This window comes from Bifidobacterium rousetti (assembly GCF_008698235.1).
GTDB classification, from domain to species: Bacteria; Actinomycetota; Actinomycetes; order Actinomycetales; family Bifidobacteriaceae; genus Bifidobacterium; species Bifidobacterium rousetti.
This window is the reverse complement of record NZ_PEBH01000001.1, coordinates 298678-324339: the sequence shown is the minus strand read 5'-3', so window position 1 is coordinate 324339 and position 25662 is coordinate 298678. Positions and strand designations below refer to the sequence as shown.

At 61.4% G+C, this 25662-nt stretch carries 34 protein-coding genes; 7 read left to right on the top strand and 27 right to left on the bottom strand.

Annotated elements, in window-relative coordinates; genetic code table 11:
- Positions 1–244 precede the first annotated feature (244 nt).
- Both CSQ85_RS01545 and CSQ85_RS01540 read left to right on the top strand, forming a co-directional pair.
- Positions 245–2056: an HsdM family class I SAM-dependent methyltransferase gene (locus tag CSQ85_RS01545; protein ID WP_150382547.1), complete on the top strand. Its 1812-nt coding sequence runs from the start codon at positions 245–247 to the stop codon at positions 2054–2056.
- Positions 2043–3083: a restriction endonuclease subunit S gene (locus CSQ85_RS01540; protein ID WP_150382546.1), complete on the top strand. Its 1041-nt coding sequence runs from the start codon at positions 2043–2045 to the stop codon at positions 3081–3083. The genes CSQ85_RS01545 and CSQ85_RS01540 overlap by 14 nt, the downstream gene beginning before the upstream one ends.
- Positions 3084–3833: 750 nt before the next feature.
- Here CSQ85_RS01540 and CSQ85_RS01535 read toward each other — a convergent pair.
- The 20 genes from CSQ85_RS01535 to CSQ85_RS01440 form a co-directional block, all read right to left on the bottom strand.
- Positions 3834–4283, bottom strand: coding sequence for a hypothetical protein (locus CSQ85_RS01535; protein ID WP_150382545.1), 450 nt, complete (start codon positions 4281–4283; stop codon positions 3834–3836).
- On the bottom strand, positions 4280–4585 hold the full coding sequence (locus tag CSQ85_RS01530; protein WP_150382544.1) for a hypothetical protein: 306 nt from the start codon (positions 4583–4585) through the stop codon (positions 4280–4282). Before CSQ85_RS01530 ends, CSQ85_RS01535 begins: the two co-directional genes overlap by 4 nt.
- 142 nt (positions 4586–4727) lie before the next feature.
- The gene (locus tag CSQ85_RS01525; protein ID WP_150382543.1) at positions 4728–5489 is read right to left on the bottom strand and encodes a hypothetical protein; all 762 of its coding nucleotides are present in this window, start codon (positions 5487–5489) and stop codon (positions 4728–4730) included.
- A 47-nt stretch (positions 5490–5536) separates the two neighbouring features.
- On the bottom strand, positions 5537–5725 hold the full coding sequence (locus CSQ85_RS01520) for a hypothetical protein (RefSeq protein WP_150382542.1): 189 nt from the start codon (positions 5723–5725) through the stop codon (positions 5537–5539).
- A complete protein-coding gene (locus CSQ85_RS01515) occupies positions 5722–6186 on the bottom strand; it encodes a hypothetical protein (protein ID WP_150382541.1) in 465 nt (154 codons plus the stop codon). Before CSQ85_RS01515 ends, CSQ85_RS01520 begins: the two co-directional genes overlap by 4 nt.
- Before the next feature lie 9 nt (positions 6187–6195).
- On the bottom strand, positions 6196–6495 hold the full coding sequence (locus tag CSQ85_RS01510) for a hypothetical protein (RefSeq protein ID WP_150382540.1): 300 nt from the start codon (positions 6493–6495) through the stop codon (positions 6196–6198).
- Complete coding sequence (locus CSQ85_RS01505) at positions 6492–6779, bottom strand: hypothetical protein (RefSeq protein ID WP_150382539.1); 288 nt, start codon at positions 6777–6779, stop codon at positions 6492–6494. The genes CSQ85_RS01510 and CSQ85_RS01505 overlap by 4 nt, the downstream gene beginning before the upstream one ends.
- 17 nt (positions 6780–6796) lie before the next feature.
- On the bottom strand, positions 6797–9244 hold the full coding sequence (locus CSQ85_RS12975; RefSeq protein WP_190972829.1) for a bifunctional DNA primase/polymerase: 2448 nt from the start codon (positions 9242–9244) through the stop codon (positions 6797–6799).
- Positions 9245–9525: 281 nt separating this feature from the next.
- Positions 9526–9714, bottom strand: a complete 189-nt coding sequence (locus CSQ85_RS01495) for a hypothetical protein (RefSeq protein WP_150382538.1) — start codon at positions 9712–9714, stop codon at positions 9526–9528.
- A complete protein-coding gene (locus CSQ85_RS01490; protein ID WP_150382537.1) occupies positions 9714–10478 on the bottom strand; it encodes a hypothetical protein in 765 nt (254 codons plus the stop codon). The genes CSQ85_RS01495 and CSQ85_RS01490 overlap by 1 nt, the downstream gene beginning before the upstream one ends.
- Before the next feature lie 107 nt (positions 10479–10585).
- Entirely contained in the window at positions 10586–11530 is a 945-nt protein-coding gene (locus tag CSQ85_RS01485; RefSeq protein ID WP_150382536.1) for a hypothetical protein, read from the bottom strand.
- Entirely contained in the window at positions 11527–11730 is a 204-nt protein-coding gene (locus tag CSQ85_RS01480; RefSeq protein ID WP_150382535.1) for a hypothetical protein, read from the bottom strand. The genes CSQ85_RS01485 and CSQ85_RS01480 overlap by 4 nt, the downstream gene beginning before the upstream one ends.
- On the bottom strand, positions 11727–12176 hold the full coding sequence (locus CSQ85_RS01475) for a hypothetical protein (RefSeq protein ID WP_223846758.1): 450 nt from the start codon (positions 12174–12176) through the stop codon (positions 11727–11729). The genes CSQ85_RS01480 and CSQ85_RS01475 overlap by 4 nt, the downstream gene beginning before the upstream one ends.
- Positions 12173–12553 carry a hypothetical protein gene (locus tag CSQ85_RS01470; RefSeq protein WP_150382534.1) on the bottom strand — a complete coding sequence of 127 codons (381 nt, stop codon included), beginning with the start codon at positions 12551–12553 and terminating at the stop codon, positions 12173–12175. Before CSQ85_RS01470 ends, CSQ85_RS01475 begins: the two co-directional genes overlap by 4 nt.
- A 10-nt stretch (positions 12554–12563) precedes the next feature.
- Entirely contained in the window at positions 12564–13082 is a 519-nt protein-coding gene (locus CSQ85_RS01465) for a RusA family crossover junction endodeoxyribonuclease (protein ID WP_150382533.1), read from the bottom strand.
- Positions 13079–13288, bottom strand: a complete 210-nt coding sequence (locus tag CSQ85_RS01460; protein ID WP_150382532.1) for a hypothetical protein — start codon at positions 13286–13288, stop codon at positions 13079–13081. The genes CSQ85_RS01465 and CSQ85_RS01460 overlap by 4 nt, the downstream gene beginning before the upstream one ends.
- Positions 13285–13584 (bottom strand): hypothetical protein, encoded by a 300-nt coding sequence (locus CSQ85_RS01455; protein WP_150382531.1) that lies wholly within the window; start codon positions 13582–13584, stop codon positions 13285–13287. The genes CSQ85_RS01460 and CSQ85_RS01455 overlap by 4 nt, the downstream gene beginning before the upstream one ends.
- A 3-nt stretch (positions 13585–13587) precedes the next feature.
- Positions 13588–13836: a helix-turn-helix domain-containing protein gene (locus CSQ85_RS01450; RefSeq protein WP_223846757.1), complete on the bottom strand. Its 249-nt coding sequence runs from the start codon at positions 13834–13836 to the stop codon at positions 13588–13590.
- Positions 13833–14132 (bottom strand): hypothetical protein, encoded by a 300-nt coding sequence (locus tag CSQ85_RS01445; RefSeq protein ID WP_150382530.1) that lies wholly within the window; start codon positions 14130–14132, stop codon positions 13833–13835. Before CSQ85_RS01445 ends, CSQ85_RS01450 begins: the two co-directional genes overlap by 4 nt.
- A 1-nt stretch (position 14133) precedes the next feature.
- Positions 14134–14418 (bottom strand): hypothetical protein, encoded by a 285-nt coding sequence (locus CSQ85_RS01440; RefSeq protein ID WP_150382529.1) that lies wholly within the window; start codon positions 14416–14418, stop codon positions 14134–14136.
- Between the two features lie 74 nt (positions 14419–14492).
- Here CSQ85_RS01440 and CSQ85_RS01435 point away from each other — a divergent pair, with 74 nt between their 5' ends.
- On the top strand, positions 14493–15107 hold the full coding sequence (locus CSQ85_RS01435; RefSeq protein WP_150382528.1) for a hypothetical protein: 615 nt from the start codon (positions 14493–14495) through the stop codon (positions 15105–15107).
- A gap of 2 nt (positions 15108–15109) precedes the next feature.
- On the opposite strand, the gene CSQ85_RS01430 is transcribed toward CSQ85_RS01435, so the two are convergent.
- Both CSQ85_RS01430 and CSQ85_RS01425 read right to left on the bottom strand, forming a co-directional pair.
- Positions 15110–15373 carry a hypothetical protein gene (locus CSQ85_RS01430; protein WP_150382527.1) on the bottom strand — a complete coding sequence of 88 codons (264 nt, stop codon included), beginning with the start codon at positions 15371–15373 and terminating at the stop codon, positions 15110–15112.
- Positions 15374–15434: 61 nt separating this feature from the next.
- Complete coding sequence (locus CSQ85_RS01425; RefSeq protein ID WP_150382526.1) at positions 15435–15653, bottom strand: hypothetical protein; 219 nt, start codon at positions 15651–15653, stop codon at positions 15435–15437.
- A 120-nt stretch (positions 15654–15773) separates the two neighbouring features.
- On the opposite strand from CSQ85_RS01425, the gene CSQ85_RS01420 reads away from it, so the two are divergent.
- Both CSQ85_RS01420 and CSQ85_RS01415 read left to right on the top strand, forming a co-directional pair.
- Positions 15774–16190: a hypothetical protein gene (locus tag CSQ85_RS01420; RefSeq protein ID WP_150382525.1), complete on the top strand. Its 417-nt coding sequence runs from the start codon at positions 15774–15776 to the stop codon at positions 16188–16190.
- Positions 16191–16203: 13 nt separating this feature from the next.
- Positions 16204–16596 carry an ImmA/IrrE family metallo-endopeptidase gene (locus CSQ85_RS01415; RefSeq protein ID WP_150382524.1) on the top strand — a complete coding sequence of 131 codons (393 nt, stop codon included), beginning with the start codon at positions 16204–16206 and terminating at the stop codon, positions 16594–16596.
- Between the two features lie 271 nt (positions 16597–16867).
- On the opposite strand, the gene CSQ85_RS01410 is transcribed toward CSQ85_RS01415, so the two are convergent.
- On the bottom strand, positions 16868–19378 hold the full coding sequence (locus tag CSQ85_RS01410; protein WP_190972828.1) for an ABC transporter permease: 2511 nt from the start codon (positions 19376–19378) through the stop codon (positions 16868–16870).
- Positions 19379–19386: 8 nt separating this feature from the next.
- Positions 19387–20088, bottom strand: a complete 702-nt coding sequence (locus CSQ85_RS01405) for an ABC transporter ATP-binding protein (RefSeq protein WP_150382522.1) — start codon at positions 20086–20088, stop codon at positions 19387–19389.
- Between the two features lie 136 nt (positions 20089–20224).
- Between CSQ85_RS01405 and CSQ85_RS13310 the strand changes: the two genes are divergently transcribed.
- The gene (locus CSQ85_RS13310; protein WP_223846756.1) at positions 20225–20866 is read left to right on the top strand and encodes a TetR/AcrR family transcriptional regulator; all 642 of its coding nucleotides are present in this window, start codon (positions 20225–20227) and stop codon (positions 20864–20866) included.
- 221 nt (positions 20867–21087) lie between these two features.
- Here the strand turns inward: CSQ85_RS13310 and CSQ85_RS01395 are convergent, their stop codons facing one another.
- Positions 21088–22395 carry an MFS transporter gene (locus CSQ85_RS01395; protein WP_223846778.1) on the bottom strand — a complete coding sequence of 436 codons (1308 nt, stop codon included), beginning with the start codon at positions 22393–22395 and terminating at the stop codon, positions 21088–21090.
- Between the two features lie 449 nt (positions 22396–22844).
- On the opposite strand from CSQ85_RS01395, the gene CSQ85_RS01390 reads away from it, so the two are divergent.
- Positions 22845–23369 (top strand): NAD(P)H-dependent oxidoreductase, encoded by a 525-nt coding sequence (locus CSQ85_RS01390; RefSeq protein ID WP_150382520.1) that lies wholly within the window; start codon positions 22845–22847, stop codon positions 23367–23369.
- A gap of 512 nt (positions 23370–23881) precedes the next feature.
- On the opposite strand, the gene CSQ85_RS01385 is transcribed toward CSQ85_RS01390, so the two are convergent.
- Positions 23882–24115 carry a hypothetical protein gene (locus CSQ85_RS01385; protein WP_146143616.1) on the bottom strand — a complete coding sequence of 78 codons (234 nt, stop codon included), beginning with the start codon at positions 24113–24115 and terminating at the stop codon, positions 23882–23884.
- An 80-nt stretch (positions 24116–24195) separates the two neighbouring features.
- Entirely contained in the window at positions 24196–25626 is a 1431-nt protein-coding gene (locus CSQ85_RS01380; protein ID WP_190972826.1) for a DHA2 family efflux MFS transporter permease subunit, read from the bottom strand.
- Positions 25627–25662: the final 36 nt, after the last annotated feature.

Genomic DNA, 25662 nt, shown 5'->3' with positions numbered 1-25662 from the left:
GGCATAGGTAAAGAGGATGCCCGTCAGGCCCGGAACACGGTCTGACGGGCATTTCTCGTGCCACAGAGATGTGAATCGGCGTTTAGCGAATACATACACCTCCGATATCAGCCTTCCGTATCTATTCACACACACGATAGGACGGAAGAAGAGATGTCTAACCGTGAAATTAGAGGGGTAAGCGATAACGGCCTGCTACCCCGGATCAACCAAACATCGTTCACCATGAGGGGAGGTGAACGACATGGCCGCTGAAATGACTGAAGACAAGGTCCGTCTGGAGGCAGACAAAGTGCTAGGTCTGTCCTCGCTGGACGGCAAGGATGGCGCTCGGTCCGGCACGGGGCAGATAACCACGTTCAACCAGCTCGGGTTCCCGGGTGTTGCCGACAAGCCCGACGGGTGGTATTTACCGAACAATAAAAACGATGTTGCAGTGGTCTTGGAGGTCAAGGCGACGCGCATTGCGCTCGGTAAGGCGCAGGTGGACGAGGTGCTGAAGAACGTCCGCATCATGCAGGCGCAATATGAGAAGGTCATCGGCATTTTGTACAACGGCGATGACGTTCGCGTGTTCAAGGGCGAGGAAGAGGCCAAGACGCCCAATAAACTGCAAAACGTCAGCTACTATCTGTCTCTTTACACAGTGGACAGCATCGACAAGAAGCACATCTACGAGCTAACCGCCCGCATCAACAACTGCCTTCACTTCGAGTTCGGCATCAAGAACCTGTACCATCGTATGATTTTCACTGCGTGCGCCTTGGTCGCTGAGCGTTACGGCGCGGGTTTGAAGCGCCTCAAGGATATGGACTATGCGACGTTCCATACGGCGATTCACTCGACTCTTTCTAAGTCGCTGGAAAACAGTCGTAAGCAAAACGCGAAGATTGACATCCTACTGGAAGAGTATTCCGACATCAAGATGAATACCACGGACAACCAGAACGCAATTAACAACTTCATTGATTGCGTCGTCGAGATTTCCGAGTGCATTAACTCGAACGAGTGGCGTGGAGAGGATGTAATGGGAATCTTCTTCAACGAGTTCAACCGGTACAAGAAGAAGTCCGAGGCGGGTCAAGTGTTCACTCCTGAGCACATCACGGATTTCATGTACAAGATACTCGATGTGAACAAGGGAGATTACATTCTGGACGCTACGTGTGGTTCCGGCGGCTTCCTCGTGAAAGCTATGGCGAACATGATTCGTGAGGCGGGTGGCATGCAGACAGATGAGGCGGCGGAGATTAAGTCGAGTCACCTGTACGGCATCGAGTTAGACCGTGAGATTTACGCCCTCGCGTGCGCGAACATGCTGATTCACAAGGACGGAAAGACGAACCTTGAGCAGATGGACGCCCGTACCGAGGCCGCGTCCAAATGGATGCAATCGAAGCCCATCACGAAGGTGCTGATGAACCCACCCTACGAAAGAAAGTATGGGTGCATGACCATCGTCGAGAACGTACTAGACAGCGTCGCTGCACATACTCTGTGTGCGTTCATCCTACCCGATAAGAAACTGGAAAAGACTAGTAAAACGCAGATGCAGCGAATTCTGAAGCGCCACCGTCTGTTGAAAGTCGTCAAGCTCCCAGAGGATCTGTTCTTTGGTGTCGGTGTAACCACGAGTATCTTCGTGTTCGAGGCAGGCGTCGGGCAGGACGGCAAGGAGTTCTTCGCCTGCTACATGGAGTCTGATGGTCTGGCGACGGTCAAGAACAAGGGCCGTCATGACGTCTACGGTAAGTGGGCGGCAATCGAGGCCCATTGGGTTGAGGTCGTGGAAAAGCAGTCTGGCGACGAGACGTGCCAGTGGGTCAACCCTACCGAGCACCTGTCATATCAGGTTCCGCAGAAGCCGTTCGAGATTTTTGAGGAGAACTTCCGCAAGACGGCGATGGACTACCTGATGTTTAAGAAGGGTATCGACGCGAAGACGTTCAGCGAGAAGCTGACATCCACGGCCATGTATTCGAGCCGCGTGAGCGTCGATGACAATACCGTAACCATTGCCATTCAGAAGGGTGGTGATACCGATGGCGAGGATTGATGCGAGCGGGTGGAAAGACGTTCTTGTCTCAAGCATTTTTCGCATGACCAACACCAAAAGCATCCCACAGAAGAACATCCAGCCGGATAGCGGAGAAGTATCTTATGTCACTGCGCAATCGGGAAACAACGGTGTGATGACGTGTATCGACTGTCCGACCACATGGATTGACGATGGCAATTGCATTATAATCGGAGGGAAAACGCTCACTTTCTCGTACCAGTCGAAGGCGTTCTGTTCAAACGACAGCCACAACATCGCACTTTATCCGCTGGATGGAGAGTGTGTCACAGAACCATGTTTTCTGTTTCTCATAACGGCGTTACGTGCGTCATTGTCCCGGAAATATACGTGGGGAGATTCCATTTCGATAACAAGCATCAAACAAGACAGGTTCAAAATCCCTATCGATGCTGAAGGCGATCCCGACTGGGCATACATGGATGCCTACATGTCCGAAGTCATGCAAGAATCTGAGGCGAGTCTCGAGAATCTGATGCAAACCGATGATGGCAAGCATACGGTCGATACGTCAACGTGGCGGCCATTCAAAATCGAAGACCTGTTCGACATCAAGAAGGGTGTACGCCTCACCAGTGCTGACATGCGCCCGGGAAACATTCCGTTCATCAGCGCGGCGAACGTGAACAACGGCATCACCGCCCGCATCTCGAATAACGGGCACTTACACCCCGCTGGCACGCTCACCGTCGCATACAACGGCAATGTGGGCAAGACGTTCTATCAAGATGAGCCGTTCTGGGCTTCGGATGACGTGCATGTGCTCTATCCGAAGACCAAGATGAGTCGCGGACAGATGCTCTTCGTCGGTACCTGCATCGAGCGTGTCGGACGCCAGAAGTACGGGTTCGTCGATAAATGGAAATTGGAGTACATGAGAAATGACGAGATCAAACTCCCGGTCTCCATTGACGGGGCTCCGGACTGGGCGTACATGGATGCCTACATGCATCGCATCATCGTCAATGCGTCATCTGACGTCAAGTCTCTAAGCACAATTCTCTGACTTTAATATTCCGTGCATTATATGCACACTCGTGTCTAACATGCGCAGTTATTAAGCAGGAAGACCTGATCGCTGATAGGTATTTGACGATCAGGCCTTCCTGTGTTTGTAACGATATGCACACTTTAGTCTAACGGACACTTTTTTACCATTACTGGTTCCTGTGTGGAAACCAACACTTTGGTCTAACAGACCCTTTTGTTTTGTTCGCGAGCGTTCGGAAGATGTTGTTTTGTTTGCTTCAAGGCTTCGCGTCGCGTCGTTCACGGCGTCGCCGATGTCGGGCGCCGGCGTGTTCAGGTTTCGCGGAAGCCGAATGGTCTTGTCTTCGCGGTTTTGCTGTTGTGGCATGCTTCGCACAGGCCGCGACCATATTGCGGGTCGTTCGGGTCCTTGTGCATGTCCACGAGTTCGCTGCGCTCGTACGGGAAATGGTCGGCGACTGTCGAGGGTTTGCCGCACAAGCCCTCGTGCCCACCGCACCCACCTGCCCGGGTATCTCCGGGGCATACGCAGTATGGGTCTCTTGCGAGGACCTTGCGTCTGAACCTGCGGTGTCTCGCGTTCGAATACGGGTTTCCTTTGGTTCTGCGTTCACGGTCCTTCCGACGCTGGCATTCCGTGCAGCGCGCCCCGTGGTCGATGAGCCGGGGGCATCCCGGCGTGGAACATACCTTGTAAGACATACCCGCCCCCGTTCGCGTGTCTGGATATGAGAAAGCCCCGGCATCTGCCGGGGCTCCCACATGTTCAGGAAGTTCCCTGTATTCGACGGATCACCGCGTCCTGGAGTCTTGCCCGGAAGCCCGGCGGATCGGATTCGTCGGCAAGCTCGCCGTTCGAGAAATCATTGATGTTCTCCATGATGCGGCGGATCATCGCATTGCGATCGTTCCGCGCCTTCCATCCGAACAGCTTGAAGACGACGGCAATGACCATGAACACTATTCCCGCATAGAAGCCGATATTGTTCGTGGCGTTGGGTTGGACCAGTTCCGAAATGATGAGAGGCACGCCCACGCCGCCGAACCCCCAGAAAGCGTTGTCGAACTTTCCCTGACCATCCGGAATGGCCTTGATGTCCCGTTTGAGATGTCGGAGGTCCGTGACCCGCACAGGCATGAAATCCTCCTTGACCGTAAGGATGTTGGACTCAACAGGCTGGTCTGGCTTAATGGAACCGACGATCTTGCCGCTCATGCGCTCGCCGGGCCTTCAGGTCGTTTGATGGTACCGGATTTCAACGCGTTGATGAAGAACGTGTATCCGCAGTCGGAGCATGAAATCGGTACGAGCGGTATGAGGGTTGAGCCCCCGCCGAGGACGATGTTGCCGTCCTCGAATTGGCGTACCTCCACGACGTTGCCGACGGTCCACTCGGTGCCGTCGCATATGGGGCATTGCTGCCGCTTCCATTTCTCGGAGATCCAGGCTATCGCACGGCCTTGTTCCTGTTGCAGGCGTTCGGCGCGCTGCTCCGGTGTTTCGTTTTCGGTTGGCATACGCCAATGATAGGGCGGCAGCCTGCGCGGCGTCGCCGCTGGCGCCAACCGAAAAGGCGTCCGCCGTGCGGCCGTCAACCCTTGGATATGACTGTGGGTCAGCAACCATTTTCCGGTTGTTGACCCACTAATCCCACTGCAATTATCGGTGACAGTCGTCCTGTTTGTCAAGTTCGACCTGCCGCCATACGTCCCCGTACCGGTACAGGCCGTCCCCGGCCGGGGCGATCCGGCCGCGTTTGGCCCACTGGCTGATGGTGTTCCGCCGGACGATGATGCCGCAGACGGTGAACACCTTGCTGATCTCCGCCGCGCTTCCCGTCTTCTCCGGGTCGGAGCAGAGGCGTCGCAGCCATTCGAGCCGTACCGTGAGCACGCGCTGTTCCGTGCCGCATATGGGGCAGGTGATCCACTGGTCCCGGCTTCCCGCGACGAGTTCCACGCCGCACAACGGGTTGGTGCAGCGGCCTATGGGCTGGCGTTCGGACGGCGGGTCGAGCAGCAGGTCTATCTGCCGGCCGATGCGCGTGAACGTGTCCAGGTAAAGGCCGGCGTCGTGGAACCTGTCGAGGCGCGGATGCCTCGCGCAGGCGAGGAGCGTCCCGTACAGTGAGCGTTCGTGGTCCTGTTCGACGCCGTCGAGGATGTGCCACAACTGGTGGGCCGTGGAGTCGAGCAGGTCCATCATGTCGAGCACGTCGAGCCGGATGGGGGTGGGCGGCGTGCTGGGTTGGATGCGGTTCGGCTGATGCCCTCCGGGGTGCAGCGTGGCGTCGAGGCTGTCGCGCATGGGCGTGATGTCCCTGCCGAGGCTGATCAGCAGGCGTGCGAACCTGATGCGACAGCGTGTGCACAATGTTCGTTCCGGCTTGGTTTCGGCGTGGCATGACTGGCATACGCCCATGGCCTGTTCCCTCCCTTTTTCGTGTATGTCGTGTATTGGCTCGTCTGTCACAGTCCGTCGAAGCTGGGCGGTTCGATGAATTCGACGCGGCAGTCGTGTTTCGGTTGTCCGTCGGGGTTCTCGATGATGGCCCTCACCTGTTCCGTGGGAAGTTTCAGCAGGCTGCCGATCTCCAATGGCGTGTAGCCTCGGCCCGCCCATTTGAGGATGAGTTCCCGTTGCACCGCTGTGGTCATTGCGTTCTCCTTAATGGCGTGTTCCAGATTCGTTCGAATTCGCGGATGTCGGCGTCGCTCACCGTGACGCCCGCATCCCATGGTTTGCTTGTCCGGCTTGTTTTCCGCGGCCTGTATGGCCGTCGGCTGACCGGCATGAGCCCGCACCGGTGTTCGGCCAGATACTGGGCGTCGGGGCGGATCCCGCGTTCGCCGCATACGTCGATGAGTCTCGGCGCCGTGCTGCCGTACACGGGTTCGAGCCGGGTGAGGCGCCTGCCCAGGATGATGGCCACGGTCAGGTCGTCGCCTGTGATGACGCCGGGATCCCATGACTCCCAGACGCCTTGCTTGCATCTGAGTATCCAGTGGGAGCATCCGCCGCAGATGTCCGCCTCGAGCCGGCTCATGTTGCCTGGGGGCGCCATGAGCCGGAGCCATGGCGGTTTCGGCTCGCATGCGCGTTTTCTGACGCCCGTCATCGGTTTCGGTCACTCCCAGCCCTTGTCCGCCCCGTCGGCGTGATCCCAGTCGCAGGACATGGCGGCGAAACGGGATCCTTGGCTGACTATGCAGGTGACGCGTCTGGTGTCGGTCATGGTGACGACGCATGTCTGGAACAGCGTGTCATCCGTGGAGCATTCGCTTGCCGTGACGGCGGTCGTGTCCGTGTCGGGCCCGTCCGGCCGGGACGTGTCCCCGCCGCAGCCGGCGAGAAGACCCGCGAGGATGATGAGCAGGCATCCCGCGAGCACGCGGAGTTTGCGGCGGACTATCGTATTGGCGTTCATTCGGTTTCCTCCATGGCCTTGTTGCGTGCGGCGTCGAGAATCTTCCTCACACGATTCCGGTAGTAGGCTTTGTTGCCGTTGGGCACCGCGTTCCAGTTGAGGTCGAGGAACAGGCCGGCGGCGTTGCAGTCCATGTAGTAGAGCTGTTCCGCGGCCGCCTCGACCTCCGCGTCCGTGGGCTCGCGGTCGGCGCCATCCATGTATCCGGAGCGGAGTGGCGTGGGATCCATGCCGGGTATGCCGGCAGGGTATTTGAGTTCGGCCTCGTGGCTGATGATGCTCATTTCGGTTTCCTCCTTGGCTAGTTTTTTCCGAGTTGTCGTGTGATTGATTTCCATATGGTCGCGAGTTCCGGATCCTTCAACCCGGACGCGCGGCCACGCTCATACAGGTCGCGTTCGATGGCCGGCCGGTTCTCGGGATGGTTCACGGCCCTCCCGTACGCCCAGTCATGCAGCACCTGATTGCGTTGCCCCTCGGGGACCGGCGACATGTCGGGCCGTCCGCCCGGTTCGCGGCGCAACGTCATGTCGTCGGCCATCACCTGTTCGAGGCTGAGTCTGACCGGCTCCGCAGCGGTCGGCGCCGGCGAACCGTTTTTCGGCCTGTCCGTGTACTCATGCGAGTCGAGGAACGCCATCAGCTCCGGGGTCGCGTCCGGGATGCCGGATTCCGGAGGCGTATCGACCAGCAGGTAGTCGCCGCCGTTCGCCCGACTGCCGGGACCGAGCACGTACCCCCGGTTGCTGACGCGCAGGTCGATCGGAATGCCCTCGGGATGCACGGCGTTCAGCAATTGGGACGGCTCCCACCCGGCGGGCACCCGATAGTAGAGATGCAGGCCATGCGGCGAACGCACGGCGAGCGTGGACGGCAACGCCGCGCCACCGTATGGCCCGACCAGAGCCTGCAGCAGCTGGAAGCCGTGCGGACGGTCGGGATGGTCCTTGTCCGTGTCGCAGTCGATGACGAACGTGCGCCCCAACGGCGGACAGCAGTAGCGTGTCCACTCCTGGCGCACGCTGTCGGCGGTCGCGTGCGTCGTGTCGTTGGGGTTGAGCCGTTTCCAGCTCAGTGACACCTTCTCGTCGAACTGGTCGCCCTTGCGTTTGCCCTCGCAGTAGGCGAAGCCGATCTCGCCACGGCATGCGCGTTCCACGATGAGGGCGCCGTCCCGGCAGGACACCGGCGGATCCAATGGCATGAGACTGTCAACGCCGGGCATGACGGAGGCTTGCGCCTTCGGCGCCTCGATTCGCGCGGGCTGTTCGGGCTCGTCGTCGGATTCGGATTCGACCGCCTGACGGTACACGTCGAACCGTGCCGCGTCCTTCACCTGGACGATTCGCATCCTGCTGCCGAGCATTCTCGTGGTGCCGTTGGCCAGTCCGAGCAGTGCCATGGTCTCCCGTGGGATGGAGGCGTGGAATTCGTCCCGGTAGGCGTCTCGGCTGGCGATCGGCCGCCCGTACTTCTCCTCGTTGGTCAGGATCTCGCTGATGAGCCAGTACATTTCGTCGCTGATGGCGCGTGACGGGCTGAGGTTGACGAGTTCGGGCTCGTCGCCCTGCTCCCATAGGCGGCAGCTGGCCGCGTAGAACGCGGCCGGATGTTCCCGGATGAACAGTTCGATGGCGTGGTATTCGTCGTATGAGCGGCCTTCGCGCGAATGCATCTCGACTTTGACGAACCTGCGTCGGTCGGATGGTTCGCTGGAGTCGGCGAACGGCATGTTGGTCAGCAGCACGATGGTCGCGGTCGGTGTCATCGCATAGTACTTGCCTCCGGTCACTCGGGCCTGCACGCGGGATCCTGTGGACAGTGCGCGCAGTGAGGGCAGCATGGTGTCCGTGATTTCGCCGGCTTCGTCGTCGTAGGCGAATGCTTTGCCTGCCATGGCGTCGTTCATCGACTCTCGGGCGAGTGAATAGGCTTTGCTGCAGTAGTCGGTCGCCTTGAACGCGGGGAACGATTTCCGTTCGCCCAGTACGCCCTGGATGGCGTTGAGCATGAGCAGCGTCTTGCCGTCGCCGCCGTGTCCGGACAGCACGTAGGTGAGCTGTTTGAACGGTTCGAGCCATGGGGTCGCGAACATGCGCAGCAGGTTCGCGCAGGATTTGTCGTCGGCGGTGAGCCACCGGCATATGCGTGTCGCCTGTTCGATGGCCGCGTTGCCCATGCCTTTGGGGTCGAACGTCTGGGTTACGGCCATGTCATCATCGCCCCGCAGGCAAACCACACGCCCGTTTTGTCGGAACCAGACGCATGGGTCGATGCGCACGCCGCGTTGGACCTGTTTGAACCATTGCGCGCGTTTGGCTTCGCGCATGATGGTCGCGCTCATCGAGTGGTTGCGGCTGCGGTCGTTCGTCCCGTTGCCGATGTGGTATTCGTCCTCGATGGTCTTGACGGGGTGCCAGCTGTTGAGCAGACGCCGGTCGCCGGGATGGTCCGCCACGTCGGGGTCACGCCGCCAGAGCCTGTCCTGCGACGGGCAGTAGCGGAGGTGTCCCTCGCGCAGCTCCCAGATGGCTTTCTGGTATCCGGCGTGCATGACGAGCTGTTTGCTGCGTCGTCCGCCGTCGCTTTCGTCGGTGATGAGCTGGAGCGTGTGCCCGGTGATGGTCATCACGCGGTCGAAGTCGTTCGGCGGCGTGAACGTGAGTTCGAGCAGTCCGAAGCAGCCGGCGTATTTCACGGGCAGGTCCTCGGCTGGGATCGGAGCGTAATCGTCATACATGCCGGCCATGCTTTTCCTTTCTGAAAATCGGTCGAGTGGGCAGAAACGGAGCAGAATGGAGGTAACAAATAATGGCTCCCTCCTATCTTGACTTTTTGTTGAGGAGATATACCCCTCTTTTTTTGTTACCAGTGCTCTTAGGTATTGGAATCATTGGCTTTCATGCGTTACCGCGCACACGATTTTTTGTTACCGCGTTACCAAAAAATGAACGGTTTTTGTTACCGGTAACGCGCGGTAACGTTACCGTCGGCTTTTGAACCGATATCAGCGTTACCGGTAACGTATGGTCACGTGGGCTGTTTTCGCGTGCCGTGACCGTTCCGCCAGCCATCGATGACGAGGTTCGCGGCGAGCTCGTCGAGGTCGCCGTCCTCGAGCATGACCCATTGGTTGGCACGCGCGTATTCGGCGAGATAGTCGGCGAGCATGAGCTGCTGTCGGCGTGCGTCGGTGGTCGGCGGAACGTGTGCGGCCATCAGAACTCCGTATCCTCACTGCCCGCGTGCATGCCGGGATTGGCGGCGTCGGCCACGGCGAGCACCTGGGCGACGGTGAGCCCGAGCATGCCGGCGATGTCGTTCGGCGTCCTGCCCGCCGCCTTCAGCTGGTAGATCTGGGTCGCCTGCTGCGGGGTCGGGCCGGCCGGCTGCGCGGGCTGCTGGAACTGCTGCGGCTGCGAATACTGCATCGGCTGCGCCGACGGGGCCGGCTGCGCGGGCTGGCCGGCGTACGGGTCGGCCATGGCCGCGTCCAACGCCGCCTTGTTCGCGTTGCCGGGGACGATCTGGTACGAGTACAGTTTCGCGTCGTTGTAGCCGCGCTGCTTGGCCGGCTGCGTGCCGGAGAACGTGGCCGTGAACCGGTCACCGACGCGCGGCCAGTTGCCGACGCCCGCCTGTTGGCTGGCAATGCGCAGGGTCTTGATGTTGTACCCCTTCACGTAGATGCTGCGCACGCCGTCGTCGTACTCCTGCGCCGGATCGTGGAGACTCGTCTTCAAATGGATGACGACCTGCGGCTTCGGGTTGCCGTTCGGGAAGAACAAGGGGGCGCCGGTGGTGAAGTCGGTCTGCTGCTGCGCTTCGATGCTGATGATCTCGCCGGTGACGGACGTGCCGATTGGGTCGTCCTTGCTGAACGCGCTGGGCACGCCTCCGGACATGACGCTGTCGAGGCTCATGGGCGCCGCCGGCTGCTGCGGCTGGCTGTTCTGCTGCTGGTATTGGGGTTGGCCGTACATGTTTTCAACTTTCTCTAATGGTCTGTTTCTGGTTGTCCTGTTTTGTTTTCGGCCTTCATGCCGGATATGGGGATCGTTGGTGTTCCAACGTTTCCGAGGGTCTTGTCTCACATGGTGCGCTCACTTTCCCTGTAGGTGGGTTCGATCAATGGGACGAGCCGCCGCCATTTGTCGGGGACGGGCGGATACTCGTCGGCGTTGAGTTCGGACGCCTCGCCGAGGTTGTCGTCGGGCCATGTGCCGCATTGGAAGCAGTGCGTCCGGGTTTTCGGCAGGCCGTGGATCCACGCGTCCCTGACGTCCGTCCCGTCCTCGAGTTCGATGAGGTCCATGAGGTTGATGAGCAGTTGCGCGCGGCTCATGGCCCATCGCCCCGGCTGCGGGTCGAACCGGGTCTCCCACGTGTAGGCGTCGTTGAGTGACGTCCGGTTGCGGGGCAGCATGTAGATGCAGTTGCGTTCGCAGGTCTCCCCCATGTTTTCCAAGCCGATGCCGTAGAGGCTGGCCTGTACCCGGTATTGTTGGGATGGGCCTTGGGTTTTCGCGGTGCGGATGGTCGCGTCCCCGGTGATCTTCCAGTCGATGGTGCTGCCCGTCTTCCGGTCGTACAGGTCGATGCTGCCGTGGAGGCCGGTGTTCCCGTAGATGCCGTTGAGCGTGCCCACGGTGACGCGCATTTCGGTTTCGAACCGTTCGATGTCGCCGAACATTCTCTCGAAGTGCTCGTGCACGCAGGTGCCGATGAACGGCATCCATGCGACGCTGCGGGTCTGGGGCCATCCTGCGAGTTTCGCGGCGAGGCAGTGCACGCAGTCCACTCCGAGTTCGCTGGGGCCGATCTCGCGTTGTTTTTCGCGTGGCTGGTCGCGGATGCCGGTTTCGATCATCATGCGGATTTCGGGCCACAGTCGCGGCTCCTCGCCGGTGTCGGTTCGTTTGGGCTGGTTGTCGGCGGGTGGCTGGCGTCGCCCCTGTGTGGCGGGTTCCGGTGGGATGCTGGTGTCGTCGGCGAGCAGTCGTGCCACCGCGAGCACCTGGCTGGCGTCGTTCATGGCTGTTGTTCCTTCCGTTCGAGTTTCGCGGTCTGTTCGCTGATGCGCAGGGCGGCGGTCAGGCTGAGTTCGTCGAGCTGGCTGCTGCGGATCATGTACAGGTCGTCGGTGGGTGATTGGCCGTCGTCGGCTTTCAGGTCGTATTCGCTGATGGTGCGGGCGATGATGTCGGCGATGTTGCCCGTGTGCAGGCGGTTCATGAGACCACCACCATGGGTTTCGTGCTGACCGCGTATTCGTTCATCGCGTCGGCGGTGAATTCGCGTTCGAGCTGGCTTAACGGTTTCGGTTTCAGCTGGTAGGCGTTCGGGTACTGGGTGGCGGGGTATGCGTGTTCGAATCGTTTCGCGTCGATGCGGCGGCTTCCCTGTTTGACCTGCACTCTGTGGTCGCCCGCCTGGTAGGTGCCGGGTTGGGGGTGTTGTTCGAGGATGAGGTTTTTCAGGGTGTCGAGTTCGTCCTGGCGTTCCTTGATTTCGGCTTGCAGGATGATGACGCGTTCGGCCTGGCGGGCGAGCAGCCGCTCGTATTGTTCGGCGAGCCCGGTGTCGGTCATGGTGGTCAGCTGGCCGCCGGTGTTGAAGGTCATCGTTGTCGGGATGCTGCGGGTGGTATCCGTGTTGGTGCGGGTCGTGGTGTCGGTCATTGCCTGTCTCCGTTCGTGGTGTCGGTGTTTGCGGGTTCGATTTCGGCGACGACTTCGGCGATGCTCTCGTCCGTGTCGGGCTGGCGCATGTCGTGGGCCTGTTCGTTGAGGGTTTGGATGCTGCCGTTCGGGTTGCGTAGAAGTCGGCTGATGGCGGCGCCTTCCTTGATGACGTGCTGGCAGATGTCGATGCATTTGGCGACGATCTGCGCTTTCTGGCCGGTGAGGTTCTTTTTGAGGATCGACTGGTCGGCCTTGTCGATGAACGCGCTGGCCGCGTCCGCGATCTTGCTGGCGGTCGGGTAGAGCGCGGCGAGGTCGGCGGGCATGTTCTCGTCGTCGATGAGCGTCTGCGTGATGTATTCGGTGTGGTTCATGTTTTGCCTTTCATCTGGTTGTCGGAATGTTTTCCGTGTCGGGCCCGTAGGCGGGCAGTTCGGTGATTTCCACGTACAGGTGGGGTTCGTATTCGCGTCCCTGCCACGTGTATGGGTCGCCGGTCTTCCTGTTGCGGTATTGGCCTCGGACGCCGCGTATCCGCTGGTCGGGCATGCGTTTGGCGGCTTGGAGTTCGATGACCTGCGCGTCGTCCATGTAGGCGACCGCGTTCAACGCGTCGAGGATGGTTTTCAGCAGGTTGTCGATGTCGGGTTTGCCGCGTCGGCGCATCCAGAACTCCGCCCTGATGCGTACCGGCCCGGTGAGGGGTTTGGCGTTCGGGTATTTGCGGCGGAATTCGGCGAACAGGCGTTCCTCCGCGTGAACGGTTTTGCGGGGTGTGATGGCGTGCCCGTGGTAGACGCGGGGCCGGCCTTTGGCTACGGGGTCGCCGGGCAGGCAGAGTGTGAAGCTATTGGCGACGGGGTCGCCGGGCGGGCAAGGGGTGAAGCTATCGGCCGTCGTCATCGCTGTTCCTTCCGGTCGTCGAATGGCGCCCATAGGAGCGTGCCGACGCCGCCGCCCAGGATGAATGCGGTCAGGTGGAGGACGCTGAGCGTGCCCGCGCGCAGGAGTCCCGCCATGAGCCACATGCCCGCCCATAGGGTCGTGGCCGCGGCGGTGGCGAGCGCGAGCAGCCATAGGGCGGCGAGGAGCGTGTCCTTGCGTGTCATCGCCATGTTCCTTCCCGTGCGAGCTGGTCGAGCGTGTACATGAACCGGCTGGCGTTCCCGTAGTCGAGGTCGTGGCCGAGCCGGGCGGTGAGCCCTTTGGTGCCGGTGATCTCGGTGAACGTGATGATGGTCTTCCGCGCGTAGTCGGGGAACAGTCGGCCGATCTCGTCCATGCTGTCGTCGATCTGCGTGAGGAGGAACAGGATGCGGTTCGCGGTGTCGGTGTCGAGGCGTTCCTGCGCGGTGAGGCGTAGTTCCTCGCGTCGGCTTGCCTGTTGTTTGGCGCTGCTGCTCATGGGTCATCTCGCTTCCGTGTGGGTCATGAATCCGCTGTCCCGGAAACGTCGTACGTCGGCGGCCTCGTATACGACTTTTCTCCGGTCCTGTTTGCCTTCCGCCGGTGGCGGGCCGATTTTGATGTATCGGGGCCACCCGTCGTTGAGGTACCTGTGGTTGGCGAGGGTTTTGGGCGCGCAGCCGAGGTATTTGGCGGCTTCCGCGACGGTCATGGTCTCCCCCTCCATGGGGGTTGTCGTGTCGTTTTTCATGCCTGGTCCTTGTGGTCGTGGTCGGGGATGCTGATGATGGGGATTTCGAGGGTGACGGGTTCGGGTTCGAGCCGGCGGGCCTGTTCGATGGCCTGCGCTTCGACTTCCTGCCGTATGGCTCGGATGGTGTTGGTGAGGCTGATGCGCGCGTCCACGAGCTCGTTGATGGTGTCGGCGAACGTGAGGATGTTCGGGTCGAGCCGCCGGTATTCGTCGAGCAGGCCGGTCACGTCGTCGATGAGGTCTCCGATCCGGCGGATGTTGCGCCGGTGCTGTTCGGGCATGTATGCGCTCATGTCACGCCTCCTTGATGTGGTCGGCGAGGGTGAGGAGCCGTCGGGCGAACCGTCGCGTGTCGTCGGGGGTGAGGGCGACGTGGCGTCGCATGTTTTCGGGGCCGATCTCGAGCATGATGCGCGTGGGTTCGGCGGCGCCAAGCCGGATGATGTTCGCTTCGACGCTTGCGGGGATCCGGGTGGCCAGTGGCGTGATGTATGGGGGTTGGCCGCTGACGGTCAGGCCGTGGAACACGCCTGTGGTCTGGCTGTCGCGTGTCGTGTCCTGTAGGGTTGGGAGTGTCATTTGACCTTCTTTCATTTGACGTGGCCGCCGCTGGATCCGGCGGCTTTTTCTTTGTTCCGGATAGAATCCGGGGTGTGGGTTGGGGTGATTTCTGGACGGCGGTCGGAGCCGTCGGCGGTGTCGTGGGTTGCGTCTCCGGGCTGGTCGCCCTGTTCCAGACGCGCAAGGCGAACAAGCTCGCGGAGGATGCGAACCGAATCGCGAAGGAAGCGAACCGCATCTCCACCGATTCCCGTGACGCCGCCTCGTCCGCCAATGAGCTGGCAGCCAAGGCGAACGAGATAGGAGAACACGCGAATCTGATCGCTCAACGGGCGTTGGCGTCCGGCCTCGATCAGACCGTCTATCGTTGGTCGGTCGAGTACGATGCCTCGGATTCCGTCCTCCTCGTCCGGAATGACTGCGGTCTCGAGGCACGTGACGTGTCCGTCCTTGTCCGTTGCGAGGGCGAGACCATAGCCGAGGGGTTCAGGGAGGCTTTGCCCGGTTTGGGCGAGTTCAAGCTCGACGCCCCTCTCATGCTCGAGAAGCTGCGTGAGGACGCCGGCCGGTACGGCAACGGTTTCTATGGGTCTCCTCGCGTCAGGGTCTCGATCGGTGTCGTCTGGACGAGCGAGCTCGGGAACCGTCGCAGCCTGGAATGCGAGCAGGGCTTCGGCTATGTGAAGCGCCGTAGGGTTCTTGGTTGATGTCATGCGGTTTCCTTTGGGGTGATGCCGTATTCCTCGCATACGTGGGCGAGGGTGGCGACGGGGTCTCCGCCGGTCATGTCCTGTGTGGCGATGAACACGGTGAGGGGCATGTCCACGCTGCGGTCGAGGTATTTGGCGACGCTGGCCCGGTTGAGGCAGGTGTTGTGCGCGATCTCGGTGCGCGGCGTCCTGTGGGTGAGTTGGCGGTCGCGTGTCAGTTTGGTGAGTTTGGCGGCGGCGTCGAGGTATTTGCGGTCCGTCATGATGGGGCTCCTTTCGGGTTGGGTCCGGCCGGATATTGCCGGCCGGGGTTTTCGTGTGGGTTTAGAGGGTGAGGAGGAGGTCGGCGGCGTTCTCGCTGAGCGTGAAGCTTGGGCCGTCGCCTCCGCGTCCGATGCGGATGGTGAGGGTGCCGTCCGCGTGGCCGGTGACGTTCAGTCGGGTTCCGTCCTCGCGTTCGGCGGTGAAGACCCTCACGGCTCCGACCGCGGTGACCGTGGCCTTGGTCTCGGTCCGGGGCTCCTCGGTTTCCTTGGCGTCCATCTCTCTGACTCCTTTCTGTGCTATCACTTGCTAGCTATGAAGATAGCACTTGCGAGCATGGCGTCAAGTGACGGCGTGTCATCAAGTGATGGCGTGTCATCAAGTGTTAGCCCGTAAGATATGAGCATGCCGACGAAAAGTTATGAATGGACCGCATACGATATATGCGCGACTGAAGCTATTGCAAGAATGCTGCGAGCCAATGGATTTTCAGACAGAGGATTAGCCGCTGAGCTTGGAAAATCAATTAGCTACAACAGAGTCAGAGATCTCCGCCTTGGTCTCAAGGCTCCCGTGCGTCTGTCCGAGTTTCTGTTGATCTGCGATGTGTGCAACGCGGATCCCGTCCAGGTATTGCGTCGCATCATCTCCGAGGCCCGGCGCATCGAGGCCCGAAACCGCATGGAACCATCACGGGCGTCCGCGAACGACGCCGGCTCCCTCGCCGACCGCATCGCGGCGCATCCGGAGGAATTCGGCCTCATGGCCAGCACCGACCCGGACAAGGAAAACGAGATGAACACCCCGCGCGAATAGGAAGGCTGTGGTCATGCGGTACGAAGACCTGCTCGAGGAAGCCGCGCACATGGGGGTCACGGTCGAGGAACGGCCACTGGCCACGGGGAAATGCGGATACTACTACGATCAGGCGCGACTCATCATCATCGACGAGAACATGCCCGAATACATGCAGCGCTGCACGCTGGCCCATGAACTCGCCCACGCCCGGCACCGCGACCGGGGATGCGACACCGCCCACGACGTCAAGGCCGAAAAACGAGCACGAAGGGATGCGGCGACCCGACTCATCAGACCCACCGAATACGCGGTCGCCGAGCGCATGTACGAGGGCGACAGCTATCTCATCGCGCAGGCGCTCGACGTGACCCTGCAGATGGTGGAGGATTACAAGCAGCTGCTGCACGACAGCGCGGCGGCATAAGGAGGGGGTACGCGTGCCGCGTCGCGCGCATACCCCCTCCGTTTGAGAGAAATCGAGGCCCGGAAACGGTCGCGGACACGTGTCGCGACGCTGTTTCCGGGCCTCGATTTTTGCCCACATTTTGCCCACATTTTTTCAGGAATCGGTAGGAAAACGCAGGTTTCGCCGGGAAATGAAAAAGCCGATCAGCCCTACTCCCGTAAGGCTTTGCGGCTTTATTCCAACGATGAGAATGGAGCGGATGACGGGAATCGCTCCCGTCATCCGGGGATCACTCGGGGCTCTTCAGCGCGCCGACCATGTCGATGCGGTCAAGGGAACGGTTCGTGGCGAGTTCCACCAGCACGGTGAACAGCAGCGCCAGCGCGGCGGCCGTGGCATAGCAGTACCATGCCACGTTCGGCACGATGTTCATGCCCGGCAGGTCGAGCTGGCTCAGCAGGAAGCCGAGCAGGCCACGTCCACACGGCAGACCGATCGCGATGCCGATGCAGGCGAGCAGCAGCAGCTCCTTGTTCACATACCCGTGCACCTCCTTCCTGCGGAAGCCCAGCACCTTGATGGTGGCGAGCTCGCGTTCGCGCTCGGAGATGTTCGTGGAGGCGAGCGTGTAGAGCACCACCACGGCGAGGATGGCCGCCATGACTACGATGAAGCCGATCATCACGAAGAAGATCATGAAGCTCTTGCCGAAGTCCCTCATCTGCTTGGCGGCGCTCGTCACGGACAGGTATTCGTCCTGCGAGGCCAGTCGGTCGGCGAACGAGATCTGCGCGTCGTCATCGCCCTTCACCTTGATGAGGTCGGCGTTGAGCGTCAGATCCGTGTCGTCGTCGATGTCGAAGGCGGAACGGTACGCGCTTTCGGACATGACCACGATGTTGCCGGTGTAGTACTGGGCCACGCCGGTCACCTTCACCTCGGTCGTGTCGTTCATCGCATCGGTCAGGGAGACCTTGCCGCCACCGGACAAAGACAGTGTCTTCGCAGCGTTGGCGGTGACGACCGCCGAACCGGAATCCGACATGTCGAGCGTGAGCGCCTCCCCGTCGCTCGTATGCAGGTCAAGGTAGCCGTCGAGGGATTCGCCGTCGGGCACGACCATGAGCTGCACGGTCAGCTTCTCGTCGGAGGCGTTGCCGCCGGACTCACCCGTCTCCCCCGCTGCCGCGGACAGCGTGCCGCTTTCGACATGCAACGGCAGCGAGGAGTCGACGTCACGGTCGCTGTCGAGGTCACGCTGCGCCGCGTCATGGTCGGCCGGCGAGGTCACGGCCATGACGTCGTATTTCGCGATCTCGTCGAACTGGCGAGGCATGAGCGTGAGCGCCGACGAGCCCATGCCGAATCCGGCGGTCATGAGCGCGGTGCAGCCGAGCACGCCGATGATCACCATCAGCGCGCGGGACTTGTATCTAAACAGGTTGCGCGCGGTCACCTTGCCGAGGAAGCTCAGGTGGTTCCACACGAAGCCGATCCGCTGCAGCAGGATGGTCCTGCCGGCCTTCGGCGCCTTCGGACGCAGCAGTTCCGCGGGGTCCAGCCGGAGCGACCCGGCGCATACCGCCATCGCGCTGCCGGTGATGAGCACGAGGAACAGGGTGATGCCGCCCAGTCCGATCGTCCAGTCGATGAGCAGCGGGTAGGTGGGGATCACGTACAGCAGGTGCAACATGCGCTTGGTGAACACGAGCGGCAGGCCGAGCAGACCGATCAGGTCGCCGATGACGCCTCCGACGAGCACGGCGGCGGCCGAGTAGATGAGGTACTTGAGCATCGTCTCGTGCCGCGTGTAGCCGAGCGCCTTGTAGGTGCCGATGAGCTGGCGGTCCTCCTCCACCATGCGCGCCACCGCGGTCAGGCTCACGAGGATCGCGATGACGAGGAACAGGATCGGGAACAGCTTGCCGAGGCGGCTGATCATCTCGGATTCGGTCTTCACGTCCGCCCAGCTTGCCAGGACGCTGCGGTCGCGGATGATCCATGTGGCCGGGGACTCCGGTTGGATCTTTTCGATGTTCGACTGCACGTCGGCCACTCGGTCGAGGTAGGCGTCATCGTAGGTGTTCATCGCGCTGGCGCCGTCCACCCTGATCGCGGCGGACGTGTACGGCGCGTCGTCGTCGGCCACCGCCTGCTGGTCGACGAACAGCGGGTATACGGTCTTCGATGCGGTCACGAGTGCGAGCGGTCCGGTGGGGTTGACGATGTCGTTCGGATCGATGACCGTGCCGACGATCGTGTAGTCGCCGTCCTCGAACGTGCCGGTCGACGCCGAAGACTCGTCGACGGTGAACGTGAGCGTGTCGCCGATCCTCTTGCCGCTGTCGGTCAGGTACTGGCCGGTCACGGCGATCTCGTGCGCGGCCTTGGGAAGTCGCCCTTCGGTCAGATACGGCTCGTCGATGCGGCGGTCGTTGAGCGCGGTCACCGTGGCCGACGCCTGCTTGTCGTCGATCTTCGTGTACGCGTTGGAGGATCGTACTCCGGCGGCCTCGGCCACGCCGTCCACACCCCGCAGCGCGGCGATGTCATCGTCGTCGAAGCCGAGTGTGGAGACGATGTTCAGATCATGCATCGACGTCGTGTCGAGGAATTCGTCCATGCCCGCGCGCAGGTCGTTGCTGATCGAGGAGAGGGCGCCCATCATCATCACGCCGACCGCGCAGATCACCGCGATCGCCGCGAAGCGTTTGCCGTTGCCTGCGATCGCGCGCCAGGCGTCCTTGTAGAGTGCGGTGCGTTTCGTGCGCGCCTTGCGCGCGCCATGTGCGTGTCCCATGTCGCTTCCTACCATTCGATGTCGGCGATGGGCGTCGGGTTCGGGTTGTGCTTGATCTCGGTGACCTTGCCGGAGCGGAAGCGGATCAGGCGGTCGCCCATCGGGGCCAGCGCGGAGTTGTGCGTGACGAGGGCGACGGTGATGCCGCGGTCGCGGCAGGCGTCCTGCAGCAGTTGGAGGATCTGCTTGCCGGTGTTGTAGTCGAGCGCGCCGGTCGGTTCGTCGCACAAGAGGAGCTTCGGGTTCTTGGCGAGGGCGCGCGCGATGGCGACGCGCTGCTGCTCGCCGCCGGAGAGCTGCGCCGGGAAGTTGTTGAGTCTCTCCCCCAGCCCGACCTTCTTCAGGGTCTCGCGGGCGTCGAGCGCGTCGGGGCAGATCTGGCTGGCGAGCTCCACGTTCTCAAGGGCCGTGAGGTTGGGCACGAGGTTGTAGAACTGGAACACGAATCCGACGTCGAAGCGACGGTAATCGGTCAGTTCCGCCTCGCTGGCCTTGGTCACGTCCTTGCCGTCGATGGTGACGGTGCCGGAGGTGGCGCGGTCCATGCCGCCGAGGATGTTCAACGTGGTGGATTTGCCGGCGCCCGATGCACCGAGGATGACGGCGAGCTCGCCTTTCTCGATGTCGAAGGTCGCGTGGTTCAGTGCCAGCACTTCGGATTCGCCGCTGCCGTAACGGCGCACGACGTCATGGAATTGAAGGAAGGACATGGTCGGTTTCCTCTCTTGTGATTACTCGACAGTATGTCGTCGCATCACACGATAATGGGGTCGACGGCAATCATCAATCGACAATTTCCCGTGATATATCGAGTGATTCCCCTGAGTGATTCAAGGAGCGTGAGCAGTGGCCAGGAAGAACCCGGAACTGACCGGACAGACCATCAGGAACATCAAGGAGGCGTTCTGGAAGCTGTACGAGGAGAAGCCCATCGAGAAGATCAGCGTGAAACAGATCACCGATCTCGCCGGCTACAACAGGGCCACGTTCTACCTGTACTTCTCGTCGGTGCGGGACGTGCGCGACCAGATCGAGGACGACCTGATCACGCAGCGCGACGCGATGCTCTCCGCATCGATGCGCGACGGCCAGCTTGCCATCACGCCCGAACTGATGGATGTGCCCATGACGCTGTTCCGCTATGGCAGGGTGCTGCTCGGTCCGCATGGAGACCCGAAGTTCGTGGAACGAGCCGAAAACAGCGTATGGCCGTACATCCAGCCGATCCTGTTCCCGGACACCCCGAACGTCGAGGATATCAAAGACCCGCAGGAACGCCGTCGGCTGGAGCTGCTCAAGCATTTCTATCTTTCGGGTATTCTCGGCATCTTCCGTGCGGCGCTCAACGATCGCGATCTCATCGACCCCACCGAGATCGGCCGGTTCATGTCCGAGGAGCTGCTCCCCCGCATCGCCCCACATACCGCGGACGCTGGCGAAAACCAAGCAGCCAAGCCCAACGATCATGCCGAAGGCACCCGCGCATAGCCCCGGAAGAGATCATCCAATCCCCATCTTCACTCTTCATGAGAGAAGATTTACCCCTATCTTCACTTCCAGCAAGTGAAGATAGGGTGTTATCCACCACCATGTTCGTTCCCCTCGTCTCCGTATTCGCGTTCGATTCAGCTACCAGCTGCCATGCCTTGCCTCCCCGCCAACATCGATGGCACGTCGCGCTGATAGGCATGGACGGCGCCGGACGCGACTCAGGTTCGCGCGGATACGCCGCGCCGGGTCAAATACAGCACGTACCAGGCGACGGGCAGGGTGAGCAGGCCTCCGGCGATGAACACCCACGCGATCGGAATCACGTCGGCGAGCGGGGCGAAGATCAGCATGCCCAACGGCATGCCGAACGTGGCGAACGTGTTGTCCAGGCCGAACACGCGCCCGGTCATCGACTCATCGGATTCGGACTGCATGATCGTGCGCATCGGGCCGACGCACAGGGCCGAGGCGACGCCGTTGAGCACGTCGATGATGAGATACGCGAGTAGGTTCGACGCGATGCCAAGCCCGATGACGGTGACGCCCACCATCGCGATGCCGAACGCCACCATGAGCATCTGCGCGCGGGCCTTCCGCAGCAGCTTCAAGCCGAACGCGGACATGAGCGCGCCGCCGAGCAGCATGCCGACGCTCAAACCCAACTCGTTGGCGGCGAGCTTGTCGGACGCGGTGGTGAGATGCACGAACCCGAGATTCAGATCAATGCCCTTGTATTCGCGGGTCATGAGCAACAGGGTGAGGTTCATCGGCGCAACGGACATGAAGCAGGTGAACGCGTCGCCGAGCACCACGCCCTTGAGGTACGGGTGACGCATCGTGTAGGCGAAGCCGTCCTTGACGTCCTCGAACGTGCGTTTGAGGACGGCGAGCGGCAGCGGTCCGTCCGGCAACGGCTCCCCTGCCGCGTCGGCCACGTCGGCATCTACCTTTGATCCGTCCGCCGGACGTTTCGCCGGCACGCGGATCATCGCGACGAAGCCGACGCCAATGACCGCGGTCGTCACATCGACCAGCAGGATCGACCACAACGGCACCATGTTGATGAGCACGGCGGCGATCGCCGGCGCGACGATCATGTTCGCCGAATTGATGACGCCGTAGATCGAATTGACGCGCAACAACTTGCCCGTAGGCGTCACATCGGGGATGAACGATTGGACCGCGGGCATCTGGATGCCGCCGCCCGCCGAGCGGATGAACAGGACCGCGAAGATCACCGCGAGGTTCGCCCATCCCAGCGCGAAGCTCACGGACAGGAACACAGTGACGGCCGCGATGATGAGATCGGGCAGCATGATGAGGATCTTGCGGTTGTACCGGTCGGCCATGGGGCCGCCGAACATGGAGACGATGGCCTGCGGCACCACGCCGAACAGGGTGGCGAACAGCATGGACGCGCCGGTGCGCGATTCGAGGACGATCCACCACCACAGGGCATATTGGACGATGCTGGAACCGAGCAGGGAGAACGCCTGACCGGCGAGCAGGAGCGCGACGCGGCGCATCCAGCCGTCCTCGCGCCAGTCATGTGCGATTGCCGTCGTTTCGACGGCATGGTTGTTCTGAGACATGATGTGTTCTGTATCTTTCTTCATTGGACGCATACGCGGAAAACGCGGCATGTCGCGCCGTTTGTTGTGATGACGATGCTTGCTGACGATTGCTGACGATGATCGGGCGGCCATTACGCGCATTTGGGTATGGCCCCGCCTTGGTCCGAAGTCTCGGCTCGGAGACCTCAGTACTCGTACCTGCCAGGCAGACCACCGGTCTGCGGGCACATGGCCATCAGTAGGGAACACATGGCTGTAAACCGTAATGAGTGTCGCCGACAACGTGCCGCACGGACGCATACGTCATCCTGTTCGCCTACGACGTAGCGCCGTGCGTGCCAGTCCCGCCATTTGCGACACTGATGGTTGACCATCAAATCGCCGAAGACAAGGAGCATGATATGAAGAAGACGCTGGTTCTGGTGTTCCACCCGAATCTGAACGGACAGTCCCACGTGAACAAGACGCTGGCCGATGCCGCCGGCGAACTGGAGAACGTGACCGTGCGCGACGAGTACGCGCTGTACCCGGACGGCAACATCGACGTGAAGGCCGAGCAGCAGGCCGTCGAGGCCGCCGACCGCGTCGTGTTCCAGTTCCCGCTCTACTGGTTCTCCTCCCCCGCGCTCCTCAAGGAGTGGGAGGATGTGGTGCTGGAGCACGGCTGGGCGTACGGCTCCGAAGGCCACGCGTTCGAGGGCAAGGAGTTCGTCGTCGCCGTGTCCACCGGATCACCGGAGTCGAAGTATCAGCCGGACGGCGACAACCGCTTCACCATCGACCAGGTGCTCGTGCCGTTCGAGGGCACCGCCAACCACATCAACGCCACGTGGGTCAAGCCGTTCGTCACGTTCGCGTCCTTCGGCATCAGCGACGAGGCGCTGGCCGCGCAGGTTGAGGCGTACAAGGCGTTCCTGACCAAGTGAGCTGATCGAAAGACGCCGGTTCCCGGGACTCGACACAATGTGATCCCGGGAACCGGCTCACCGCTTGCGGCAGAAGACGACGGCCATGACGATGCCATCAGATTGTTCACTCCAAGTGCAACTTGTAGTTCGTCGCCTGCGCCATCACCTTGTCGAATACTGTCCACTTGCCTCAAGAGAAAACACGCCGACAATCGCATGCACAGCAGGCGAAAATGGACTGAGGCCATACACGAACAGACGAAAAGTCAGCGGTCAAAATGATAGTCATCGCCGAAGAACATGCGCCCGGCGGCAAGCACATCCCCATAGTTCGAGGTGAGGAAGAACTGGAGTCTGCGAATGCTTTTCGCAGATAGTCCACCCTTGTTGTGTGCCAGCGAGACCGTTCCATCGGCATTCAACACGAACCGTGCGAGGTCGTGTCGGGAGCCTTGAGCACATGTACATGCACACCATGGTCCCGGTCGAGAGCCGTGAAATAGATGGAATAGCCGGCGAAGCTGAAGATCTCAGGCATTGGCGTATTCGCGATCAATGGCACGAAGCCCGTCCACAGTAGGCTTCACCCGATTGAACCAGTGATGGAGGAACGACTCCCCCTCGACACCGAACGTGGAGGAAAGGATCCGGCCATCATTGGTTAACACCGCTTTACGGGGATAACCATCTTCGCTGATGACGATGGTGTCGTCATCCCATTGCGTTGTGATGCCCATCATGGTGAATGTGTTTTCCGCGTTCATTGATGCTCCCGTCATCCGCTTACTTTCAGCATAGTCTCGTGGGCGGCGCGCCGGCGGGTCCGCGGATCCCAGAAACCGGCTCAGCGCTTGCGACAGAAGAGGACGGCCATGACAAAGCCGGCTGCCGTCAGCGCGATCATGGCCCAGAACGCCACATTCACGCCGGCGGGATTGTTGCCGCAGGCGACCATGATGGCCACGAACACGGCAGAGCCGAGCGCGCCGGCGATCGTCCTGAGCGATGTCAACAGGGCGCTCGCGTCGCTGGCATGCGCGCGATCCACGGAGGCGAGACCCCATGTGGCGGCCGGCATCATCACCATCGACACGGCGATCGAACGCACGGCGAACACGATGGCAAGCCACCAGATCGGCGTCGCGGAGGTGAGGAAACCGAACGGAACCATCGTCACAGCGAGCAACGCCATGCCGCCAACCGCGAGCGGGCGGATGCCGAAGCGGTCGAATACGCGACCGGTGATCGGCGAGGACGCGGCCATCACCAAGGATCCCGGCAGCATCGACAAGGCCGAGACGGTCACGGATGCACCGTCCATCTGCTGCATGTAGATCGGCAGGATCGTGGAGCCGGCGATGAGCACAGCGTACAGGAACATGCTCAGCAGCACCGCCACGGTGAAGTCGCACACGGCGAAGATGCGCAGCTCCAGCAGTGGATGATCGATGCGCAACTGCCGCACAGCGAACAGCGCAAGACAGGCCACTCCGAGCAGCAGTGCGCCGCCGACCTCGAGGCTCGCGAACGGTCGCACACCGAGGTTGCTGGAGCCGAGCTGGAGTCCCGCGAATCCGAATGCGGACAGGATGAACGAAAGCACGTCGAGGTGCGCGTCGCGCGTGGTCTTGAGCACGTTGCGCATCAGCGGCAGCGCGATGACCAACACCGCGGCCGAGATCACGCCGGAGACCCAGAAGATCGACTGCCATCCCCAGTTGTCGACCATGATGCCGGCCAAGGTCGGGGCGATCACCGGGGCGGCGGATACGGCGAGACCGTAGAAGCCCATGGCGGTGCCGACGCCGGATTCGGCGTACAGGGCGAGGATGATGACCTGCGTCATCGACAGGGAGACGCCCGAGCCGAACGCCTGGATGATCCGGGCCGCCATGAGCAGCGGGAAGCTCGTCGAGACGGCGGCGAGCAGCAGGCCGCCGGCGAACATGGCGAGGCCTACGAGGAACAGGGGCTTGGTCGGGAATCGTTTCATCATGAACGCGGTGGCGGGGATGATCACGCCCATGGCGAGTGAGAATCCGCTGGTGAGCCAGTTGCCGAGCACCGCGGAGATGTCGAGGCTGGTCATGATGGCGGGCAGCGCGGTGGTGAGCGCGGTTTGCGCGAACGCGCCGGCGATGCATGCGGCTAGGAGAACCACGAAGATCGCGGTGCACTGACGGTCGGTGATGGTTGGTGCAGGTGTCGACGAAACCGGTGTGGTTTCGTGGGTCGGGTTGATGGGCGTGGTGTCTGTGTGACGATTGTCGGTCATGATCGGGTGTGGGGTCTTCCGTATGGTTGTCATGGG

Bases quoted from the DNA above. Each gene is read 5' to 3' on its own strand.
- CSQ85_RS01545 (WP_150382547.1), top strand. From the start codon at position 245: ATGGCCGCTGAAATGACTGAAGACAAGGTCCGTCTGGAGGCAGACAAA.
- CSQ85_RS01540 (WP_150382546.1), top strand. From the start codon at position 2,043: ATGGCGAGGATTGATGCGAGCGGGTGGAAAGACGTTCTTGTCTCAAGC.
- CSQ85_RS01535 (WP_150382545.1), bottom strand. From the start codon at position 4,283: ATGAGCGGCAAGATCGTCGGTTCCATTAAGCCAGACCAGCCTGTTGAG.
- CSQ85_RS01530 (WP_150382544.1), bottom strand. From the start codon at position 4,585: ATGCCAACCGAAAACGAAACACCGGAGCAGCGCGCCGAACGCCTGCAA.
- CSQ85_RS01525 (WP_150382543.1), bottom strand. From the start codon at position 5,489: ATGGGCGTATGCCAGTCATGCCACGCCGAAACCAAGCCGGAACGAACA.
- CSQ85_RS01520 (WP_150382542.1), bottom strand. From the start codon at position 5,725: ATGACCACAGCGGTGCAACGGGAACTCATCCTCAAATGGGCGGGCCGA.
- CSQ85_RS01515 (WP_150382541.1), bottom strand. From the start codon at position 6,186: ATGACGGGCGTCAGAAAACGCGCATGCGAGCCGAAACCGCCATGGCTC.
- CSQ85_RS01510 (WP_150382540.1), bottom strand. From the start codon at position 6,495: ATGAACGCCAATACGATAGTCCGCCGCAAACTCCGCGTGCTCGCGGGA.
- CSQ85_RS01505 (WP_150382539.1), bottom strand. From the start codon at position 6,779: ATGAGCATCATCAGCCACGAGGCCGAACTCAAATACCCTGCCGGCATA.
- CSQ85_RS12975 (WP_190972829.1), bottom strand. From the start codon at position 9,244: ATGGCCGGCATGTATGACGATTACGCTCCGATCCCAGCCGAGGACCTG.
- CSQ85_RS01495 (WP_150382538.1), bottom strand. From the start codon at position 9,714: ATGGCCGCACACGTTCCGCCGACCACCGACGCACGCCGACAGCAGCTC.
- CSQ85_RS01490 (WP_150382537.1), bottom strand. From the start codon at position 10,478: ATGTACGGCCAACCCCAATACCAGCAGCAGAACAGCCAGCCGCAGCAG.
- CSQ85_RS01485 (WP_150382536.1), bottom strand. From the start codon at position 11,530: ATGAACGACGCCAGCCAGGTGCTCGCGGTGGCACGACTGCTCGCCGAC.
- CSQ85_RS01480 (WP_150382535.1), bottom strand. From the start codon at position 11,730: ATGAACCGCCTGCACACGGGCAACATCGCCGACATCATCGCCCGCACC.
- CSQ85_RS01475 (WP_223846758.1), bottom strand. From the start codon at position 12,176: ATGACCGACACCACGACCCGCACCAACACGGATACCACCCGCAGCATC.
- CSQ85_RS01470 (WP_150382534.1), bottom strand. From the start codon at position 12,553: ATGAACCACACCGAATACATCACGCAGACGCTCATCGACGACGAGAAC.
- CSQ85_RS01465 (WP_150382533.1), bottom strand. From the start codon at position 13,082: ATGACGACGGCCGATAGCTTCACCCCTTGCCCGCCCGGCGACCCCGTC.
- CSQ85_RS01460 (WP_150382532.1), bottom strand. From the start codon at position 13,288: ATGACACGCAAGGACACGCTCCTCGCCGCCCTATGGCTGCTCGCGCTC.
- CSQ85_RS01455 (WP_150382531.1), bottom strand. From the start codon at position 13,584: ATGAGCAGCAGCGCCAAACAACAGGCAAGCCGACGCGAGGAACTACGC.
- CSQ85_RS01450 (WP_223846757.1), bottom strand. From the start codon at position 13,836: ATGAAAAACGACACGACAACCCCCATGGAGGGGGAGACCATGACCGTC.
- CSQ85_RS01445 (WP_150382530.1), bottom strand. From the start codon at position 14,132: ATGAGCGCATACATGCCCGAACAGCACCGGCGCAACATCCGCCGGATC.
- CSQ85_RS01440 (WP_150382529.1), bottom strand. From the start codon at position 14,418: ATGACACTCCCAACCCTACAGGACACGACACGCGACAGCCAGACCACA.
- CSQ85_RS01430 (WP_150382527.1), bottom strand. From the start codon at position 15,373: ATGACGGACCGCAAATACCTCGACGCCGCCGCCAAACTCACCAAACTG.
- CSQ85_RS01425 (WP_150382526.1), bottom strand. From the start codon at position 15,653: ATGGACGCCAAGGAAACCGAGGAGCCCCGGACCGAGACCAAGGCCACG.
- CSQ85_RS01420 (WP_150382525.1), top strand. From the start codon at position 15,774: ATGAGCATGCCGACGAAAAGTTATGAATGGACCGCATACGATATATGC.
- CSQ85_RS01415 (WP_150382524.1), top strand. From the start codon at position 16,204: ATGCGGTACGAAGACCTGCTCGAGGAAGCCGCGCACATGGGGGTCACG.
- CSQ85_RS01410 (WP_190972828.1), bottom strand. From the start codon at position 19,378: ATGGGACACGCACATGGCGCGCGCAAGGCGCGCACGAAACGCACCGCA.
- CSQ85_RS01405 (WP_150382522.1), bottom strand. From the start codon at position 20,088: ATGTCCTTCCTTCAATTCCATGACGTCGTGCGCCGTTACGGCAGCGGC.
- CSQ85_RS01395 (WP_223846778.1), bottom strand. From the start codon at position 22,395: ATGCGCCGCGTCGCGCTCCTGCTCGCCGGTCAGGCGTTCTCCCTGCTC.
- CSQ85_RS01390 (WP_150382520.1), top strand. From the start codon at position 22,845: ATGAAGAAGACGCTGGTTCTGGTGTTCCACCCGAATCTGAACGGACAG.
- CSQ85_RS01385 (WP_146143616.1), bottom strand. From the start codon at position 24,115: ATGAACGCGGAAAACACATTCACCATGATGGGCATCACAACGCAATGG.
- CSQ85_RS01380 (WP_190972826.1), bottom strand. From the start codon at position 25,626: ATGACCGACAATCGTCACACAGACACCACGCCCATCAACCCGACCCAC.